At 35.5% G+C, this 19,460-nt stretch carries 18 protein-coding genes; 13 read left to right on the forward strand and 5 right to left on the reverse strand.

All coding sequences use genetic code 11. The features are described 5' to 3' along the window. Window positions 1-3,671, reverse strand: a 3,671-nt coding sequence (locus ACFSTE_RS16005) for a PKD-like domain-containing protein (protein ID WP_378298289.1), incomplete at its 3' end; no start/stop codon positions are given. A 450-nt stretch (window positions 3,672-4,121) separates the two neighbouring features. Between ACFSTE_RS16005 and cobW the strand changes: the two genes are divergently transcribed. From cobW to ACFSTE_RS16060, 11 genes are all read left to right on the forward strand, one after another. After that, window positions 4,122-5,210, forward strand: coding sequence for a cobalamin biosynthesis protein CobW (gene cobW, locus ACFSTE_RS16010; RefSeq protein WP_378254315.1), 1,089 nt, complete (start codon window positions 4,122-4,124; stop codon window positions 5,208-5,210). 6 nt (window positions 5,211-5,216) lie between these two features. Continuing rightward, on the forward strand, window positions 5,217-5,801 hold the full coding sequence (locus tag ACFSTE_RS16015; protein ID WP_176030647.1) for a cob(I)yrinic acid a,c-diamide adenosyltransferase: 585 nt from the start codon (window positions 5,217-5,219) through the stop codon (window positions 5,799-5,801). 5 nt (window positions 5,802-5,806) lie between these two features. Beyond that, entirely contained in the window at window positions 5,807-6,499 is a 693-nt protein-coding gene (gene cobI / locus ACFSTE_RS16020; protein WP_378254317.1) for a precorrin-2 C(20)-methyltransferase, read from the forward strand. Then, a complete protein-coding gene (gene cobJ, locus ACFSTE_RS16025; RefSeq protein ID WP_378254319.1) occupies window positions 6,496-7,854 on the forward strand; it encodes a precorrin-3B C(17)-methyltransferase in 1,359 nt (452 codons plus the stop codon). Before cobI ends, cobJ begins: the two co-directional genes overlap by 4 nt. A 1-nt stretch (window position 7,855) precedes the next feature. Continuing rightward, entirely contained in the window at window positions 7,856-8,515 is a 660-nt protein-coding gene (gene bluB / locus ACFSTE_RS16030; RefSeq protein ID WP_378254321.1) for a 5,6-dimethylbenzimidazole synthase, read from the forward strand. 30 nt (window positions 8,516-8,545) lie between these two features. Continuing rightward, window positions 8,546-9,196 carry a hypothetical protein gene (locus ACFSTE_RS16035; protein ID WP_176030643.1) on the forward strand — a complete coding sequence of 217 codons (651 nt, stop codon included), beginning with the start codon at window positions 8,546-8,548 and terminating at the stop codon, window positions 9,194-9,196. A gap of 53 nt (window positions 9,197-9,249) precedes the next feature. Beyond that, window positions 9,250-10,431 carry a precorrin-6y C5,15-methyltransferase (decarboxylating) subunit CbiE gene (cbiE, locus tag ACFSTE_RS16040; protein WP_378254323.1) on the forward strand — a complete coding sequence of 394 codons (1,182 nt, stop codon included), beginning with the start codon at window positions 9,250-9,252 and terminating at the stop codon, window positions 10,429-10,431. A 100-nt stretch (window positions 10,432-10,531) separates the two neighbouring features. Continuing rightward, window positions 10,532-12,385 carry a precorrin-4 C(11)-methyltransferase gene (gene cobM, locus ACFSTE_RS16045; protein ID WP_254884049.1) on the forward strand — a complete coding sequence of 618 codons (1,854 nt, stop codon included), beginning with the start codon at window positions 10,532-10,534 and terminating at the stop codon, window positions 12,383-12,385. A gap of 99 nt (window positions 12,386-12,484) precedes the next feature. Beyond that, window positions 12,485-13,228 (forward strand): precorrin-6A/cobalt-precorrin-6A reductase, encoded by a 744-nt coding sequence (locus tag ACFSTE_RS16050; RefSeq protein WP_378254325.1) that lies wholly within the window; start codon window positions 12,485-12,487, stop codon window positions 13,226-13,228. Continuing rightward, the gene (locus tag ACFSTE_RS16055; protein WP_176030640.1) at window positions 13,225-14,322 is read left to right on the forward strand and encodes a cobalt-precorrin-5B (C(1))-methyltransferase; all 1,098 of its coding nucleotides are present in this window, start codon (window positions 13,225-13,227) and stop codon (window positions 14,320-14,322) included. The genes ACFSTE_RS16050 and ACFSTE_RS16055 overlap by 4 nt, the downstream gene beginning before the upstream one ends. Beyond that, on the forward strand, window positions 14,319-15,032 hold the full coding sequence (locus ACFSTE_RS16060; RefSeq protein ID WP_176030639.1) for a hypothetical protein: 714 nt from the start codon (window positions 14,319-14,321) through the stop codon (window positions 15,030-15,032). Before ACFSTE_RS16055 ends, ACFSTE_RS16060 begins: the two co-directional genes overlap by 4 nt. Before the next feature lie 3 nt (window positions 15,033-15,035). On the opposite strand, the gene ACFSTE_RS16065 is transcribed toward ACFSTE_RS16060, so the two are convergent. The 3 genes from ACFSTE_RS16065 to ACFSTE_RS16075 all read right to left on the reverse strand — a co-directional run bounded on the left by ACFSTE_RS16065 (window position 15,036) and on the right by ACFSTE_RS16075 (window position 17,084). Then, complete coding sequence (locus tag ACFSTE_RS16065) at window positions 15,036-15,443, reverse strand: DUF7079 family protein (protein ID WP_176030638.1); 408 nt, start codon at window positions 15,441-15,443, stop codon at window positions 15,036-15,038. An 89-nt stretch (window positions 15,444-15,532) separates the two neighbouring features. After that, complete coding sequence (locus tag ACFSTE_RS16070) at window positions 15,533-16,747, reverse strand: DUF6596 domain-containing protein (protein WP_378298291.1); 1,215 nt, start codon at window positions 16,745-16,747, stop codon at window positions 15,533-15,535. Then, window positions 16,737-17,084 (reverse strand): YciI family protein, encoded by a 348-nt coding sequence (locus tag ACFSTE_RS16075; protein ID WP_176030636.1) that lies wholly within the window; start codon window positions 17,082-17,084, stop codon window positions 16,737-16,739. Before ACFSTE_RS16075 ends, ACFSTE_RS16070 begins: the two co-directional genes overlap by 11 nt. 308 nt (window positions 17,085-17,392) lie before the next feature. On the opposite strand from ACFSTE_RS16075, the gene ACFSTE_RS16080 reads away from it, so the two are divergent. Continuing rightward, on the forward strand, window positions 17,393-17,950 hold the full coding sequence (locus ACFSTE_RS16080; protein WP_378254330.1) for a hypothetical protein: 558 nt from the start codon (window positions 17,393-17,395) through the stop codon (window positions 17,948-17,950). A gap of 150 nt (window positions 17,951-18,100) precedes the next feature. Then, the gene (locus ACFSTE_RS16085; protein ID WP_378298292.1) at window positions 18,101-18,805 is read left to right on the forward strand and encodes a hypothetical protein; all 705 of its coding nucleotides are present in this window, start codon (window positions 18,101-18,103) and stop codon (window positions 18,803-18,805) included. Between the two features lie 4 nt (window positions 18,806-18,809). On the opposite strand, the gene ACFSTE_RS16090 is transcribed toward ACFSTE_RS16085, so the two are convergent. Beyond that, complete coding sequence (locus tag ACFSTE_RS16090) at window positions 18,810-19,436, reverse strand: LysE family translocator (protein WP_378254333.1); 627 nt, start codon at window positions 19,434-19,436, stop codon at window positions 18,810-18,812. Window positions 19,437-19,460 lie beyond the last annotated feature (24 nt).

A 19,460-nucleotide genomic window follows, 5' to 3' on the forward strand; every position in this document is an offset into this window, starting at 1 on the left:
GTTGTTCCTGTTTCAGTCACATCAAGAGTCAGGTCTCTGCTAAGTGCTACATCACTACAGCTGGTGTTAGTTAGATCTGTTGCATCCAGAGTTGGTTCCGGTTGTACAGTTACTGTTACTGTATAGGCATCGGCAGTACATCCGTTACTTCCACTGGGAGTTACCGTATAGGTTACTGTCTGATCTGTTCCACTGGTATTGGTCAGTACATCATTAATGGTTGTTGTTGTTTGCAGGGAAGTTGATTCTCCTGTTACATTGGCATTATCCGCTGCAATCCATGTAAAGGTTGTTCCTGTTTCAGTCACATCAAGAGTCAGGTCTCTGCTAAGTGCGACATCACTACAGCTGGTGTTAGTTAGATCTGTTGCATCCAGAGTTGGTTTAGGTTTGACTTCTAAAGATGCTTCAGAGCTAGTTAAACTACTACACGAATTTTTAGTACTCGTAATGATACAACGATATTTGTTAGTAGAAGAGCTTAATGGAGGGCTTGTAAGGGTTAATGTAGCAGTTGTTGTATTACTATATATTCCGGTATCAGTTAAGTCATTCCAACTTCCTGATCCGCTTACTTGTTCTTGCCATAGGTATACTAAGCCTGAAGTAGTAGAGGTACTTCCACTATAATCAGGAGTTGTACTTGGAGCTGTTCCGGTATAGGACGTAGTGCTTAGAGAAGAGGCTATTATTGTGAATGTAGCATTATTATCTAAGCAGATACTTGAATTTTCAGGTTGTGTGTCTATTTGTATTTTGGTCGCTTCAGTTTCATTACCGGTGGTTTCCTGACCTTGATCATTTCCTACATCTGCAGCCCCTGATGAGTTAACTAAATTGGGAACTCCATCACTATCGATTCCTCCTTGTGCGGTAATATTAATTCGTCCATTCGCATCTAATTGGCTAGAGGTAACATTTTCGCTAGCTTCTAAGGCATCATAGCATCCATCATTATCAGAGTCTAGATCCAGATAGTTAGGAATACCATCTCCATCGGTATCATCACAAGTGAAGGAGAAGTCAACAATGAATCCATTGTCTTCCCATCCAAAGGTAAATGTTCCGGAACCGGTTAGCTCAATCTCTTTAATTCTAAATTGGGATACGTCTAATTTTCCAAATTTATTATTTTGACCTCCTCCGCCATTAGGGTAATTTGTACGAAGTCCAGTACCACTAACAATAAAATCAGTTTCAGCATCGCCGAGCCCGAAACCATCTTTATCTTTAAAACCAGACCATCCATTAGTATTATTATATTGTAAAGTACTTCCATCTTCAAGAGTTAATGTCAATCCGGTAATTGTTTCGGAACCTTCCCAATCTGAAAATGTAAAAACAAATCCCTGGAGCGATACCGGATTTGATGTTCCTGAATCAAAAAAGCGAATAGTTTGACTTCCTGAATTAGTCATTTGATGTACCCCGTCTAGAAGAAGATATCCTCCGGTACCTGACATTTGTACATCAAACTGCCCTCCATTTGTGGTGTCGAATGGTCCTTGAGTCGCTGTGCTACCGATCAATACTTCTCCGTTACTGGTGTTAGAAACATTTGATAACCTGAAACTTTGTATTTCTCCATATTCTACTTTTCCTCCACACTCATCAACGTCTAATATCCCGTCATTATCACTATCTAAATCAGCAACCCCTGTAATTCCATCTCCATCATTGTCAATAAATATAATTTCGAATGGATCATCAGTTGTCATATTCGAATCTATTTGATCCTGAGTATTAGAAACTGAATTAATAATAGTGTTTGATAAACCGGGACTATCTATTGTTGCCTGAATTGTCAATGTATGTTTTTCACCAGAATTAATTGTTCCAATAGTCCAATTAGGAGCACTCCAACTACCAAAAGAAGGAGTTGCACTGATTAATGTTAAACCATCAGGGAGGTTATCGGTGACTACCAGGTTGGTAACGGGATCTATTCCTAAACTTTCAGCAGTAATAGTAAATGTAACAGTATCTCCTTCGTTGAAAGTTGTAGCATTAGCAGTTTTGGTTAACACAATATCAGGATCACAACTATATACTGAAATAGGGTCAGAATCAAATGTACAGGATCCTTGGGTTACGCGTACAAATAATTCAGCAAATACAACAGTAGGAGGAGGAGTGTAGGTAGCGGAGGTAGCTCCAGCGATGGCTACTCCATCCATGAACCACTGATAAGCGTCGAAAGCTCCTGAGGTTTCTTGAACTGTTCCTCCAGGGAGGCACCCACCACCAGTTACTTGTAGATCAACAACAGGAGCAGTGTCAAATCCGGAAAAATAACCTGCGATTCCTGCTGAGGAATTAGCTCCTAAAAAACCAACAGAGATAGGTCCCGTAGATTGTACGGAAACATCTCCGGTTAGTCCCGCAATGAAAAATGTTTTCCAGTCTGAAGTTCCGGCAACGGGAGTTGATGCCGGTAATGTTACAGATCCTGTCCCGTCCGTTACTGTTATATTTGCATCTGGAGTACTAGTTGAAGCGATGATGGTTACACCTCCTGTAAAGTTTAATCCAGCTACGTTTCTGATATTAGGAATATTGTCAAGTATTTTTGGCATTAAACAGTTTACTGGAGCAACAAAATTGAGTCCTCCAGTCGCTTGAGATGAAGAACCTGCCAAGGCTTGGTATGCATATGCACTTTTAGAAGTTGTTACCAGCATATTGGCTCCTGCAGAAGTGCCAGAATAATTAGAAGAAGGAATATCAAAATAATCTCCATTGTTTAGAGTGGTTATTGGTGTTGCAGAGCCATTAACAAAAACCTCTGTATTATCCTGAGTAGCTATAATAATAGGTTTTTCCATTCCATCAACTCCATTTCCCCGTACAAATACATAATCTCTACCTACAATTTCTTCAGGAACTGGTTGATCTATTCCGGCATCTCTTGACGCAGATCCTGCTAAGACCATACATAATAACCCTCCGTTACTAATGACAATATCTTTATCAGATTCTACACTAGCACCGATCCACCCATCAAGGTTGACAGCTGCCTGAGCCAGAATAGCTTGGAGTACATAGGATTGTCCTGAGTTTAAGCTAATGGTAATACTGTCGTTAGTAATGCCATCAGGGTCACCTCCCAGTCTAAATTCACAAGCAGGGTCATATCCGGAAATTGTTACCGTAGTATTGTCTTCCGTGGCCATGATACCTAATGTAGCTGATTGAGATGCTGTATTTGTGGATCGCAAAGGCATCCCTCCCCATTTAAATTTCGTTCCCATGGCACTTCGTCCTTTAGAAGTTAAGGATGCGGCCTGAGCAGATTGACGTCCCCGGTAATTAACATAAAAAGACTGTCCCCCGGCAGACTCAAAACGAAGTCCGGCATTACTTAATACTACTCCTGTATTAGCGTCAGTAACTAATGTAATATTATTATCTCCATCGGCTAAGTCATATTTGATAGAGTTTGTATTGGATAAACCAGTAAGAGTCGTTAATGGAGTAGCGCTATTTCCCCTGTATACAGTTACATTAAATGCTGTTGTTTCTGGGGTGGATAAATAAACAGATTGCTTTTGAATTGCATTGTTGTTGCTGTATTGTTTTAAAGGTGGTAAGTAATGTAAATCACTTAATTGTGCCTGACTCGTATAGGAAAAGAATACTAAGAAAAGGTAGAATACGTATTTTTGTTTCATTTTTGATAAAATTGTTGATAAGGGGGCTTGTAAGTGTAAGATTACAAGTTGATTAGTTGTTTTTAAATGATTCATTTGGTCGATCTCCTAATTTAAGACAAAAAGTAATTGTTTTCATGTGGTTAAACCATACACTTTTAGAGGTTTAACGTCTTTTTTTGATGAAAAAACAATTCTTTTTGATTGGTAGTAAGAAACGTTATGTTTTTTTTAAAAAAAGAAAAACAAACTGTTAATAAATATGTATCCTTTTACGATTTTCGAAAAGCATATTTAAAGAGAAAGAAGGAAGCTGAAGGGTATGTAAAATATTCAGCTTTATGATGATACGTGAAAAAAGATTTTTTGAAAAGAATTGATATACGGGGTAATTGTTAAACTTCGCAAGATTTCCTTTTTCTTTTAAACTTTAATAGATAGCTTTGTTGGTAAACAAATTAGGAAAATACGATGGCATTAACAACTCAAAAAATACCCGTAACAATTATAACAGGTTTTCTCGGATCTGGGAAGACAACTTTAATCCACCAAATCGCAAAAAATGCAAATGGCAGAAGGATTGCTATAATTGTTAATGAGTTTGGAGAATTGGGAATGGATGGAGAAATATTAAAAGGAAATGATTGTGGATGTGAGGAAGAGAATATTTTAGAGCTGAGTAATGGTTGCTTATGTTGTACTGTACAAGAAGAATTTTTACCTACAATGTTGCAGTTGATGGAGCGAAAAGAAGATATAGATCATATCATTATAGAAACTTCTGGGTTGGCATTGCCTAAACCCTTGTTAAAAGCATTTAACTGGCCGGACTTGAAACCACAAATTACAGTAGATGCTGTAGTGACTGTAGTTGATAGTGTAGGGCAAGCTACCGGAGAAATATGTGATAGAGCAAGAGTTCAGGCACAGCGATTAGATGATGAGAATTTAGATCATGAATCTTCTATAGAGGAGTTGTTTGAAGATCAGCTGTCCTGTGCAGACTTGATTCTGATGACCAAATCAGATTTGATAGATAAAGAAGCTTTTGAAGAAGTCAGAAGTATTATCCAGAATAGAGTAGGAGCAGGAATAAAAATCATATCAGCAGTTAAGGGAGATGTTTCTGTAGATGTGTTATTGGGTGTAGGTGCTCAGGCAGAAGACCATGTAGATGAAAAACACTCTCATCATGAGACACATCACCACCACCATGATGAGGATGGACATCATCACCATGATCATGATCATGATGAGACAATTAATTCCATTGTTATTACGATTAGCGAACCACATACGCCAGCGGCATTGATTGCAGGATTAAAACAACTTGTTACTACTTATGAAATATATAGGGTTAAAGGAATTATTAACGTGGAAGGAAAGCCAATGCGTATGATTGTACAGGGAGTAGCCAGTAGGTTTGAAAACTATTTCGATAGAAGGTGGAACGCAGAAGATACACGTGCTACCCGTCTGGTAATTATTGGAGAGAAATTAGAGGAAAAAGTAGTATTGGAGACATTGGAATCCTATTTAAAAACAGCAGCCGTAGTATAGTCAACAATGAAAATTTACACCAGAAAAGGAGATACCGGAAAAACAGGAGTTTTTGGCGGAAAAAGAGAATTTAAAGATTCAGCTCGTATAGAGTGCAATGGAGCTATTGACGAAGCTAATTCAACGATAGGACTGTTAAGAGCTAAATTAGGGAATAGTCACGAATGGCAAACAAATTTACATCGAATTCAAAAAGATTTAATGGATATGATGTCTCATTTAGCCAGACCTTCGGATTCTAAAAAAGAAAACCCTAATCCCAAACCTGTTGACGGAGCTGATTTTTGCGAAAAATGGATGGATGAATTAGAAGATTCGATCAGCTCTCCTTCAGATTATTTTTTGTTACCAGGAGGGAATGAAATATCTGCTTTATGTCACATGTGTCGTACACAGATACGAAGAGGAGAAAGACGATTAGTAACATTGATGCATGAAGACCCTGAATCGGTAGAAGAATATGTGGTAGCCTATATCAATAGATTATCTGATTTGTTTTTTACGCTGGCACGTGCCGAAATGGATAAAGCAGGAGTCGCTGAAGAGAAATGGCAGCTATTTTTATATAAACGAAAAAAGAAAAAGAAGTAATAATTTTGCAAAAAATATATGGAGTAGCATTGGGCCCAGGAGACCCGGAACTCGTAACATTAAAGGGGCTTAGAATCTTACAGGAATCGGATGTCATTTTCTACCCAGGATCAATACATCAGGGAGTAAAAAAGAGTTATGTACATTCAATTTTGGAGTATCATCGATTAACAGATAAAGAAACTGTAGGTTTTTATCTGGAAATGTCTGATAACAGAACTTCTGCAGAAAAGGTGTATATAGACACAGCCCAGAAGATAGAACAGGCATATACCAAAGGAAAGAAAGTAGCTGTTGTATGCGAAGGAGATATCAGTTTATATGCTTCTTTTTCTTACATACTTACTATTCTGGAAGAACGTTCCTTACCAGTACGGTTAATTCCTGGAGTGAATTCATTTTCTCTTGGTGCTGCACAGCACAAAGTTCCCTTAAGCTTACTGAATGATAAATTAGTGATTATTCCCAGAGCAAAACATATTGAAGAGATCTCGCATTATTTCGAAAAATTTGACACCATTGTTTTAATGAAAATAAGATCGGGGTGGAAAAACTTTCATCAGCAAATACTTCAAAAACACTGGGAATGTTATTATTGCGAACGTTTAGGAACAGAGAAAGAGTTTATTACTACAGATTTGACAATACTAGAAAATAGGGTGATTCCATATTTTTCATTATTAATAATACGAAAATGATTAAAGTTGTAGGGCTTGGTCCCGGACACGTAGATTATATGATTCCTATGGCAACAAAGGCAATAACAGAAGCTACAGTTGTTATTGGGTATCATTATTATTTTCAATTTATAAATCATCTGATTCAGGAAGATGTTTTATGTATTGGGAAAGAACTAAGCGAGGAAGAAAAAAGAGCAGAAATAGCGATTAAGCATGCTTCAGAAGGAGAGAATGTTGTTGTGATAGGTTCTGGCGATGCAGGGATCTACGCCATGGCATCTATCGTATATCAAAAAGTAGCAGAACAAGAGTTGGATATTCCTGTAGAAACAGTTCCCGGAATCTCTGCTTTTGTGACAGCCGGCAGTAAACTAGGAGCTATTTTAGGACACGATTTTTGTTGCATTTCACTGTCTGATTTAATGACTCCCTGGACCACCATAGAGAAAAGAATTCATGCAGCAGCAGCAGGAGATTTTGTGACAGGACTATACAACCCCAAAAGCAAAAAAAGATATTGGCAATTACAGGCATTAAAAGACACCTATCTACAATACAGATCCCCGATGACACCTGTTGCTATCTGTAAGCAGTTAGGGCGTTCAGAAGAAACGATCAAGATAACTACATTAGGAACTCTGAATGTAGAAGATGTAGATATGTTTTGTGTCGTAATGATAGGAAATAGCCAAACATTCGAATACAAAAATAACCTCATTACACCTAGAGGATATTTAAATAGAAAACCAGAAACAGGGGAAGAAATTCAGCAGGCAAGTTTTAAGGAAATTCTACAAAATATTCCGTCGAATACATTGCCTAAAGATGCTTTATGGGCTGCGATACGATGTATTCATACCTCTGGAGACTTTGCGTATATTCATTATATCAAAACTTCGAACGATGCTATAACAAAGTGGCATAAGTATTTAAAGAATGGAGGTACGATAGTGACTGATGTAACAATGGTACAGGCAGGGATTACCAAAAGTTTTACAGCGAAATATGGAAATGAGGTAGTTTGTTTGTTGAATGATCCGGAGGCACTCTCAATAGCAGCTGCAGAAGGACTGACAAGATCTCAGGCAGGAATTAAATTGGCAGCAACAAAATACCCAGATGCTTTGTTTGTTATAGGTAATGCCCCAACGGCCTTGATAGAAATAGTAGACCAGGTATACGAAGGGAAACTAACCCCAGCAGGTATCGTAGGAGCTCCGGTAGGTTTTATAAATGTAATAGAATCCAAAGAACGATTAAAAATGATTTCAAAGACTCCATATGCTCTTATAACAGAAAAAAGAGGAGGAAGTAACTTTGCCGCAGCTATCGTTAATGCTGCATTTACATTAACAGAATCAGAAAAAATATAAGATGAAAGAAGAACATTCGCAGCGAATATTTATGCCTGAAGAGCAAGAACTGTTAGAAGAAATTATGTTGCATCGAAGAGATGTTCGAGGAAATCATTTTTTAGATAAACCCATTCCTTCTTTTGCTATAGATAAAATTATTCAGGCAGGTTTAAAAGCTCCATCTGTTGGTTTTTCTCAGCCATGGGAGTTCGTTCTTATAGAAAACAAAGAAACTAAAAAAGCGATAAAAGAAACCTTCTCAGAAGAAACTAAAAAGGCTGCTTTGCTTTTTGCAGATGAGAAACAAAAACAATATATCGCTTTAAAACTCGAAGGAATTACGGAAGCCCCCTTGAATATGGCAGTGTTTTATAAACCTAAAGACGGTCCTGTGTTAGGACAGACCAGTATGCCTAACATGGGAAAATACAGTGTGGTATGCGCTGTACAAAACATGTGGTTGATGGCAAGGACACTGAATATTGGTATGGGGTGGGTAAGCATTCTGGATCCTGAAAAGGTAAAAAAAGTACTTCATGCCCCGCAGGAAAATCAGCTGATAGCATACCTGTGTTTTGGGTATACGGATATGTTTTACAACAAACCGGAACTCGAAATCAAAAAATGGGAACAAAAGAAAATACAACAAGATGTAGTTATAAAAGAAAAGTATGGATAAATAAAAAAATTGCTGATAAACCCCTAATACATGAAATACCTTGGAATACCGCTATGTTTGCTGTTTCAATTTGGAATAGCACAGATAGATGAAAACTCGTTGCTAAACTTACCCATAGCATCAGCAACAGAAATTAATGCAATTAGCACAAGTGCTATTAAAGAAGGAGCATTGATTTTTAATAGTGATGATAAAGAAATTTACCAATTTGACAGCTCCCAATGGGTCCCAGTTTCCAAACACCTGAGCAGCACTATAATACTGAATAGAGAGGAAAGTACATCCAATACGCTGTTATCCAATGCAACTAATACTTATTATGATTTACCCATTAATGCGAGCCATATACAGTCAAATACCGGAAGCACTTATGCCGTAGTCGGAAATGGAAAAATACAGGTCAACACTGCAGGAACTTATATGATTTCTGCATCTTTATCCACTAGTAATATGCCGGCGGGAACAACCAAATATATTTTGGCCGCTTTTGTTAACAATACCTTGGTAGGATATCTTACCAGAGGTTTTGTATCTCTGCCTGGTACTGATTGGTGGGGAGGCAGTGGAGTATTGATGTATAGCTTGCAAAGCAATGATGTCATCAGTATACGATATGTATTAAATAATGGAGGTGTTCCACTAAGTGCCAGATACCTCAATATTGGAGTTACCAGAGTTTGAAAAATTAATTCAAAATAAAAATCTATTTACTATAAAATTATGTACACTTGTACATGCGTTTTAATATAATAGGTATTGGTAATAAAATTCCTGATTTCAATAACAGAGAAAAGGACCTGATCTCAAAAAACAGAGTTTTTAGTGGAGGAAAGAGACATTACAATTTGGTAAAAACATTTCTTCCGGAAGGTCATCATTGGATTTATATTCAGGGGGCTATGGCAAATGTATTTGAGCAATATGAAAAAGCAGAAAATACTATTGTAGTTTTTGCATCAGGTAATCCATTGTTCTACGGGTTTGCTAATACATTAAAAAATAGATATCCAACAGCACATTTCACGATCATATCTCATTATAGCGCTATCCAGTTGTTAGCAGACAAGATGGCTTTAAACTCGAATTCTCTTCAGACAGTGAGCGTACACGGAAGATCATGGGAAGCTCTTGATAATTGTATTATAAAACAACCCTCGCTTATAGGCGTATTAACGGATAAAAATAAAAGCCCGGATAAAATAGCAGCACGTCTTTTACGGTATGGTTATGATAATTATACAGTGATTGTAGGTGAAGAATTGGAAGGAGACAAAGAACGATTACGAACACTTAGTCTGGAGGAAACCTCTAAAGAAAGTTTTTATCCCCTCAATTGTGTAATTCTAGTAAAAAAGAAACATAGAAAGGTAGATTTTGGTTTAAAAGATCAATCTTTTAGAGGTTTAGCAGGAAGACCAGGAATGATTACCAAAATGCCTGTCCGTCTGACAAGCCTTCATTTATTAGAAGTTCTGCATAAAAAAGTATTATGGGATATCGGATTTTGTACTGGATCTATAAGTATTGAAGCACGATTAAAAAACCCCAACCTGAAAGTAATTGCTTTTGAAAAAAGAGAATCCTGCCAATTGATCATGCAAGAAAATGAAGAGAGGTTTGGAGTCTTCGAGATTGAAAAACGAATAGGTGACTTTTTTGAACAAGATATAGAAGAGCTTCCAGAACCGGATACTGTTTTTATCGGAGGGCATGGAGGAAGGTTAGCAGAATTGTTAGAACGATTAGTATCGATACTTCCCGATGAAGGAATTATCGTTTTTAATGCAGTACGGGAAGAAAGCAAAAAGACTTTTAGTACAGTATGTAGTCGATTAGGGTTGCTCCTTGTAGAGAATATGGCAATGACAATAGATAATCATAATACAATCCATTTATTCAAGGCAATAAAAAAATAGAAATACAAAAAACTGAATCAAGATTACTAATTAACTATTTTGTGAGGTATCTTTGTATGCTGTTATATGTACAACTAAATAGCTCTAAATAAAGAATGCCATGTCAGAATCCATACATAAAGTTGCGATAGTCAGTTTTACAGATCAGGGAGTTGCAATCGCTCAGAAATTGCAAAAAGAATTTTATAGAAGTAACGTTTTTACGACAAGGGATACAGTATTCTTTGGTGAGGTCACTCATGTAGAGAAGATTGGGGAAGTAATAGAAACATCTTTTCAGCAATATAATGTTTGGATATTTGTAGGGGCTTTGGGTATTTGTGTCAGGAGTATTGCTCCCTTTATAAAAAATAAGAATACTGATCCGGCAGTTATCAATGTAGATGATCAGGGAAAGTTTGTACAAGCCGTATTAAGCGGACATGTAGGAAAGGCAAATGAAATTACGAAACAAATAAGTAGAATTCTGACAGCTACTCCGGTAATTTCTACTTCCAGTGATTTACAGGAGTTATGGGCATTGGATCTACTAGGAAGTACCTATGGCTGGCAAATGAGAAGTTCAGTCCCATTAAATACGATTATTTCTTTATTCGTAAATAGAAAAAAAACAGCCTTGATTCTAAAGGTTAAAAATAAAGGAACCGAATTTTTAGAAAAGACATTACCCAATTTTGTGGATGTTTATTATACAGAACAAGGATGGGATATGCATGCATATAAACTTGTTATTTATGTAGGATATCAGGTACTACAAACTGGTATTCCAACCATATCGTATTACCCTCCTTGTTTGGCGATGGGTACAGGCTGTGCCAAAGATATAGAACCTTCTCTGTTTATAGAAGGGATAAAACAAGCACTAAAAGAGCACGGGATAGCGATAGAAAGCTTATATGCGTTTGGTTCTGCATCAATAAAAGAAAAAGAACAAGCCTATTTGGATTTTTCTGCTCACTATGGAATCCCATTTGTAACATTTAGCGGAGAGGAGTTAAATACAATAGAAGTACCAAACCCCTCCGAGGTAGTGAAGAAAAAAGTAGGAGTATATGGAGTATCTGAAGCTTCTGCAGCCTTAATTTCCGGGCAAGAATCCTGGATTGTAGAAAAAACAAAAGCTGTCACTGTTTCAGGAAAGAAATTTACGTATGCGCTCAGTTTGTCGAATCGGTATGAGCGCAGATCTGCAATTGCTATTGTAGGAGCAGGATCTGGAGATCCGGAACTGCTTACGATAAAAGGACAGTACCTGTTAGAGCAGGCAGATTGCATTTTGTATGCAGGAAGCCTGGTACCAGAGGCACTGACGCATATGGCAAAGGAAGGAGCGTTGGTTAGGAACTCTGCGGCAATGACATTGGAAGAACAAATAGCTATTATAGATCAATATTACAGTCAGGGGAAACTTATTGTTCGCTTACATTCTGGAGATCCATCTATTTATGGTGCTATTCAGGAACAAATGACCATTTTTGACGAAAAAGGGTACGATTACTATATTGTTCCAGGGATTTCCTCGTTTCAGGCAGCAGCAGCATATCTGAAATCAGAATTTACCATTCCAGAGGTAGCTCAGACTATTATACTAACCAGAGGAGAAGGAAATACTCCGATGCCGGAACATGAGAAGATTGCAGATATGGCAAAACTTCGAGCTACAATGTGTATCTTTTTAAGTGCTGGAATAGCTAAGAAAGTACAGGCACAATTATTAGAATATTACCCGGATAACACCCCTTTAGCCGTATTGTATAGAGTAAGTTGGGAAGATGAAGCTGTATGGACTGGAACCTTAGGAGAACTGACAGCTATTATAAAAGAGAATAAACTGACTCGTACAGTGCTGATTGTTGTAGGAGAAGCTATAGGAGCTCGTAAAAACAGATCTTGGTTATACGATGAAAAGTGGCATCATATTTTTAGAAAAAAAGAGAAGAAGATTGTAAAGTAAACACCTTAGTTTTGAGGAGCTAGATATTACGATTGAAAATAAAATTTTAATTTCGAGGAGAATCTCAAAATGTTTAAACCTCGATTGTAGAGTAATAACATGATATTAGTTTTTGGGGGTACGACAGAAGGAAAGATAGTTTCAGGGGTATTAGATGACCTGAATATTCCGTATTACTATACTACAAAAACAAAAGTGCCTTTTACGGGAAAAGGTACTGCTATATATGGAGCAATGGATCAAAAACTATTAAGAGAGTTTTGTGAAAGAGAAAAGATAGATATAATTCTTAATGCGGCTCATCCATTTGCAGAACAGCTTCATAAAACCATTGTTACAGTTCCTGAGGAAATACAATTGTATCGATGGGAGCGGCATTTCGAACCAAGAGAGAAACACCCGGAGGTATTCTATGTTGCAGCATATAATCAGGTATTACAGTTGTTAGAAAACCTAGGATATACATCCATGCTGGCATTATCAGGAGTACAAACGATTTCCCATTTGAAGAGATATTGGGAAGAGAATAAAACCTGGTTTCGTATTTTAGACAGGGATTCTTCCAGGAATATAGCCCTGGCTTCAGGGTTTCCTGAAACCCAATTAATATATGGATATCCGCAATCTGCAATAGAAGAAAAGAAGTTATTTCGGGATATAAATCCTGAAGTAATATTTACAAAAGAAAGTGGTAGTTCAGGAAAGTTATACGATAAAATTAAAGCAGCTGTTGAGTGTGCAATTCCTATTGTAATTCTGGAGCGCCCAATACTATCAGATCGATATATTCGTATAACCAAAAAACAGGAACTAATAAAGTTAATGAGTAAGCAGTACAGTTGAGTGAATTACGAGACATACCAGACCGGCCTCTCCGAAGAGGGTATACCACAGGAGCATGTGCTACTGCCTGTACCAAAGCAGCTTTATTAGGACTGGTTACACAACAGCCCGTAGAGAAAATTACTATTGAATTACCGGTAGGGGAAGTAGCAGCTTTTTATCTTACGAATTTTACTATTGATAAAGCGCAGGCTTCTTGTAGTACGATAAAAGATGCAGGAGATGATCCGGATGTAACTCATTTAGCGACAATTCAGGTAACAGTCGAATTAAACGAAGAAAGAGAGATCATTTTCAGAAGAGGAGAAGGTGTTGGGATTGTGACATTACCAGGTTTGGAAATCGCAATCGGAGAACCGGCAATTAATCCAGTTCCTCGGAGAATGATGGAAACTGTCTGTAAAAAAATCTTATCGGATTATCAGTTAACAGCATATGGAGTAACCATTACAGTAGGTGTTAAAGATGGAGAAAAAATAGCCAAGAGAACACTGAATAGCCGATTGGGAATCCTAAAAGGAATTTCTATTCTAGGGACTTCAGGAATTGTTACTCCTTTTTCAGCATCCTCCTATATTGCCAGTATAGAACAGGGGATTGATGTTGCAGTAGCAAATAATGCAACCACTTTATTAATTAACTCAGGAGCAAGAAGTGAAAAAATGTTAAAATCAATTTTTCCAACTATAGAAAGTTATGCTTGTATCCATTATGGAAACTGGATAAGAGAAACTTTTGAAAAAATCAATTCGTCACCTGAAATAAAGACTGTTTATATGGGGATTATGCTTGGAAAAGCGGCAAAATTAGCTCAGGGACAACTCAATACACATAGTGGGAAAACCTCCTGGGACAAAAAATTCATCTACGAATTGGCTATAGAAGCAGCATATGAGGAAGAAATTGCAAAAAAAGTTTTAATGTTAAATATGGCAGGTCGTCTACAGGAAATTTTTACTTTTACGAGCTGTGAAAAATTTTATCAATTATTATTACAAAAGTGTTATAACCATTGCATACAACTGGCACCAAATATAAAGTTGTCGATCTACCTGATCAATGCAGAGGGAACACACATACCGTATAGTATATGAATATAATGAACCTGACACGCCCACTTATAGCGGGTATTTTACACTCTTTCGAACCTGATCATATGTCGGCAGTATCAGTATTGGCGGCAGAAAATGCAATCCAAAAAAAGAAAGTCACTTTTAAAACTGTGATGACGGCCTCTCAGTGGGCGATGGGACATTCAGTTACCTTATTATTATTTGGAGGAATAGCTTTGTTGTTTCGCTCGGCATTATTAGCCTTTGTAGAAAATATTTCTTTTTGGGCAGAGGTCTCAGTAGGTCCGATTATGATATGGCTGGGAATAATGGCTATCCGTAGAAATCATAAAATTAATGATATGATGGCGGATCATAAGAAAATAGAAGCCCATGACCATGTAGCAGGAAACCCAATCCACCTTCATGGAAAATCAGGAGAAGAGATAGCTATGAACCCAATCAACCGATCTTTCTGGGTAGGAATGTTGCATGGATTAGCTGGTACTGGAGGAGCATTGACTTCTGCTCTTATTATTGGAGCAGAAACGATATCAGATGCAATATTAATCTTAATTGTAGAATCTGTCGGAGTGATTTTGGCAATGGGAGTATATAGTTATGTATTAATTTTTGCAATGAGCCGATTTATCGAACGAAATATCTCTATTTTTAAATGGATGAATGGAGTTATAGGAATTATTTCGATACTGGCAGGTTTATTAGTAATGTATAATGTGATGTCACATTAAATATTAATGGATGTGCTCTTCTAATCTTGTCCAGAATTTTTTTCGGAAATGCTTGTAAAAAAAGAAGTTATAAGTACCGGTTTTTAACCGATGTGACCAATGATTTCTTTTTGTGTACATCTTATGACATTCTTTAAAAAGCCACTCTTTATCAAAATCAGTCCATACTCCGGCAGGAGAAATCAGATTGTATTTTAATACAGGAAGGACCTCATAACGGTCAATGTCTCTTATTTGGGAAATCGAAAGATTACTTTTAGCCAGTTCATTTCCCATATATATAATATCAGAAATGTCAATAGCCGTATCCAGATAACTCTGAGATAAGATATACCATACGTGCTTTCTTACCGCAAGTATATGATCCCCCTTTGTATGTAATTGTTTTGTTTTAATGAGCTTTTTTTGCAAATATCACAAAAATACTTCAGGATTTCACATTTTTATTCAAAGGGTTTAGCGTAACAAAATAAAAAATGAGAATTGTCGAGAATTTATTTTTACTCAGACAGTAGCTGCTCCAGAATATATTTTTTTCTAAATGATTGCGGAAGTGTTTCCAGTAATGTATCTAATAAAGAAGAGGTAGTTTTAGGAGATGTGTCTTTGACCAATTCTGCATAAACCAAAGTGTAATAAAGGTGATTTTCGGGGAGCTGATGTTTGATGTTGTTAAGTATTTGTATAGCTTCCTCCGTTTTATTGATTTTATGAAGACAATAACATAGGTTGATTTTAGGGATAGGAGAAGTTGTGATATCGGTAAGTAATCGATAGTAATACGTAATGTCTTCCCAATATGCATGATCAAAACGGGGAGTGGTCATATGATTACTGATCATTACGGCCTCTATATAAAACTTGGTGAGTTTTTGAGGTTTATTGAGGTATTGAAACCCCAAGTGAATAAAACGTTGATCCCATTGACTTCGTTCTTGTTTAAAAAAAGGAATAGGTATATTATTGGCCTGTTTTGTTTGTAAGCGAGCAATGTGAAAACAGAATAAACTAAACAGGTTTCTGGTAGAAGTTTCTTTCGTTTTTTCTAGTAGTTTTTTTAATAGAGCCATCGCATCTAAACATATGTCTTCATTAACCAGTTCTTCGTTTTTTTCATGTATGGAGTCAAAGCCTAGATTAAATACCGCGTATAATATCTCTTCTGTGACAGCAAGTGTTTCTGGAGTAAGACGAACAACAGTTAAAGGATTTTGCAATTTTTGTTGCTGAATTTTCTTTTTAGTTCTGCTAATACGCTTGTATATGGTCTCCTGCTCAATTAATGTACAGGAACTAATTTCTTTTACATGCAACCCAAAAAGATTTTTGAGAATAAACAGCAACTTGGATTCAGGAGAAATGAAAGGTAGAGAAGCAAAATATAATAAGGTTTCTAAGCGGAGATCTTTGGTCGTTTCAATTTCTTGTTCTGTATCTGTAGAAAGAGTTTTATCAGCAATCGCATAGGTAGTTTTTTTTAGTTGATTTAATAAATCGTTTTTGGCGACGATAAAAAACCAATTCTCCGGTTGTTTAGGTATTGCATTGTGTTTCCAGCTTTTTAATGCTTTGTAAAACGCATTCTGAATCGCCTCCTCGATGTAATAAACAGGAATCGTATTAAATTGTTTATAAAGGGAAGCGAAAAGCTTCCCGTACAATGTTCTGAAATTAATTGCTATAGTACTATAATGTATGTTTTTTTTAGGCATCATAGTCCATAATGGGTCTGATTTCTGTTGTGCCTCCCCATAGGTGACACGGACATTCTTTAGCAATTTCAATAATCTCTTCCAACGTTTCTGCTTGTAATAAATAATACCCGCCTATCATCTCTTTGGATTCTATATAAGGACCATCTTTGATAATACAATCTTTGCCCTGAATGAGGACTCCTTTTTCTTCTAATCCATCTCCAGAGATTAAGAATTTCTTTTCTTCTAATTTTTGTGCCCATTCCATATGTGATTGTACCAGGTTCTCTATTTCTTTAGGAGATAATTGTTGTAAGGTTTCTAACTCATCTCGTAATAATAAAATAAATTTTTTCATCTGTTATTTTTTTAATTGATTTCTAACTATCAGATGAAATTCACCCGTAATCATTTTGGTGGATACCAATATGTTTTCGATAGCTCATTTCATTTGTAGTTTATTATAAAGACAATCTACTCCTTAGTTTTTGGACACTACTGTATATTTTTTTTTTAATTTCTTTTAAAGAAAAGGATATTGAAGCGTAGCAATATTCAAAATACAAAAGATATTTTATACAATATGAATAGAAGGAATAATTAATAAAATAAGTAATAGATATACAGAGATATGCGTATCTTTCAAGCAGTATAATAATCTTGGATATGGACTATACATTGATTTCGGATGATTTACTTACAAAAACAATTACTAGTCAAGGAGTACTTTCCTGGAATGCATTACTTCATTATGTTAGCGCATTACCATATGGTAGAAATAAGAATAGGAAGAATCCAGATTTAGTACTGCTAGAAAAAAAAGGAACATGTAGTTCTAAACATGCGTTTTTAAAAAAAATGGCGGATCTAAATAATATTCCTGATGTAACCTTGTTGTTGGGGATGTATAAAATGAATCAAACGAATACTCCTGGTATAGGAACGGTTCTGACAGATCATTCATTGAATTTTATTCCTGAAGCACATTGTTATTTAAAAATAGGAACAGCTCGTTTTGACGGAACCACTATAAAATCGGATATTACTAAAATAGAAAAGGATATATTAATAGAAAAAGAAATCCGCCCCGAACAGGTTGCTACTTATAAAGTAGCGTATCACAAGACATTTCTAAAAGACTGGATTGAAGAAAACAATATGGAACTCGATTTTGAAACAATTTGGATGTTACGAGAAAAATGTATTAAAAACCTGACGGGATAATTTCTAAAATAAGATTGTTTTTCTATTTATATTTATAACCCATTTTTATAAAGTTATGAAAGGTTTATTACTTTTATAGAAGTGCTTATACAATACTCTTAAAACCAACAGGGCAAAAATATATTTATGGACTTCAGTATTGCAATCTATTTGTTAGAGTTATTAGCTGCTATTATAGGAACTTGTTATATAAAAAAACATGTTGTAAATAAAGGGATAATATATTTTGTTTATTTTTTATGGGTGACAGTTTTTTTGGAAGTTTTTATATCAAATATTCCCTTTCTTTTATTAGAATTAGGAATTTTCGATGATAGATATATGCTTTTAAAAAAGAGCGTATTATTAAAAGGTAACATATGGATTTATAACATTTATTGCGTTTTTAGTGATCTTTTATATACCTATGTATTTCTAAGTTATATTGTAAATAATACCAATAGATTAATTGTTAAAGCTTTGATGCTGCTTCATGCGATTTCCTATTGCTGTTTTTTTATTTTTTCAGAAGGATTTTTTGATAGTTTTTATACAATTCCATACTTTTTGGGGGTACTCAATATAATTGTTGCTTTCGGGATTTATTTGAATGAAATTTTGAGAATAGATAAAAGTATTTCATCTGTTTATCTTCCTGTTTTTATAGGGTTTGGTATTATTACGTTTAGTGTTGTAATGGGACCATTTTTTACTTTTTTTTATAAAACTATAAATTATAAGGTTCATTTTTTTTATGGATTATTACTATTGATTTCTAATGCCTTTTTGTATGGTTTGATTACTATTGGTTTTTTGATTGAGATGAATATGGATCGATGGATAGTAAAACATAAAATAATTTATAGAGTAGAATAAAATATTATTTCTTCATCAAAACAATTTTTAGTCCCATAATAATATATGTAATACCAGATATTTTATTTAAATAATTATAAAACGATGTGTTCTGTTGTAATTTAACAGAGATCCATGCTGCTATAATTGTTAAAAGTAAATACCAAAGCGTACTAATTAATATATAAATTACACCTAAAATGATAAATGGGATAGGAGAGTCGATTTCATTTTTAGTAATAAATTGAGGAAAAAAAGCCATAAAAAATAAAGCGACTTTTGGGTTTAATAGATTTGTCATAACTCCAGAAATAAAGTGTTTGTCATTGGTGTTTATTTTTTTACTTTTTTTTAAAGGTAGTTTGTTCTTTGCTAGGAGATTATTGATTCCTATATAAGATAGGTATAATGCACCAGCATATTTTATAAAAAGAAATAGAACATCAGATTGTGAAATAAGTATAGAAAGACCTAGGCTGGCTAGAAGCGTATGTAATAATGCCCCAATATTAATTCCGAAAGTAGCAAAATAACCGGCTTTTCTACCCTTAGAGATGGACTTATTTAGTATAAATATAGTATCAATTCCAGGAGTAATCATGAAAATTAAGGTCATGATTATAAATAAGTTAAAGTTTTGAATAGCTTCCATGATATATGTTATTTATGATTATAT

It is taken from the genome of Aquimarina hainanensis, assembly GCF_042684685.1.
In the GTDB taxonomy this organism is placed as follows: Bacteria; Bacteroidota; Bacteroidia; order Flavobacteriales; family Flavobacteriaceae; genus Aquimarina; species Aquimarina hainanensis.

Excerpts from the sequence above, each read along its gene's own strand:
- cobW (WP_378254315.1), top strand. The coding sequence starts at position 4,122 with ATGGCATTAACAACTCAAAAAATACCCGTAACAATTATAACAGGTTTT.
- ACFSTE_RS16015 (WP_176030647.1), top strand. The coding sequence starts at position 5,217 with ATGAAAATTTACACCAGAAAAGGAGATACCGGAAAAACAGGAGTTTTT.
- cobJ (WP_378254319.1), top strand. The coding sequence starts at position 6,496 with ATGATTAAAGTTGTAGGGCTTGGTCCCGGACACGTAGATTATATGATT.
- bluB (WP_378254321.1), top strand. The coding sequence starts at position 7,856 with ATGAAAGAAGAACATTCGCAGCGAATATTTATGCCTGAAGAGCAAGAA.
- ACFSTE_RS16035 (WP_176030643.1), top strand. The coding sequence starts at position 8,546 with ATGAAATACCTTGGAATACCGCTATGTTTGCTGTTTCAATTTGGAATA.
- cbiE (WP_378254323.1), top strand. The coding sequence starts at position 9,250 with ATGCGTTTTAATATAATAGGTATTGGTAATAAAATTCCTGATTTCAAT.
- cobM (WP_254884049.1), top strand. The coding sequence starts at position 10,532 with ATGTCAGAATCCATACATAAAGTTGCGATAGTCAGTTTTACAGATCAG.
- ACFSTE_RS16050 (WP_378254325.1), top strand. The coding sequence starts at position 12,485 with ATGATATTAGTTTTTGGGGGTACGACAGAAGGAAAGATAGTTTCAGGG.
- ACFSTE_RS16060 (WP_176030639.1), top strand. The coding sequence starts at position 14,319 with ATGAATATAATGAACCTGACACGCCCACTTATAGCGGGTATTTTACAC.
- ACFSTE_RS16070 (WP_378298291.1), bottom strand. The coding sequence starts at position 16,747 with ATGATGCCTAAAAAAAACATACATTATAGTACTATAGCAATTAATTTC.
- ACFSTE_RS16075 (WP_176030636.1), bottom strand. The coding sequence starts at position 17,084 with ATGAAAAAATTTATTTTATTATTACGAGATGAGTTAGAAACCTTACAA.
- ACFSTE_RS16080 (WP_378254330.1), top strand. The coding sequence starts at position 17,393 with ATGGACTATACATTGATTTCGGATGATTTACTTACAAAAACAATTACT.
- ACFSTE_RS16090 (WP_378254333.1), bottom strand. The coding sequence starts at position 19,436 with ATGGAAGCTATTCAAAACTTTAACTTATTTATAATCATGACCTTAATT.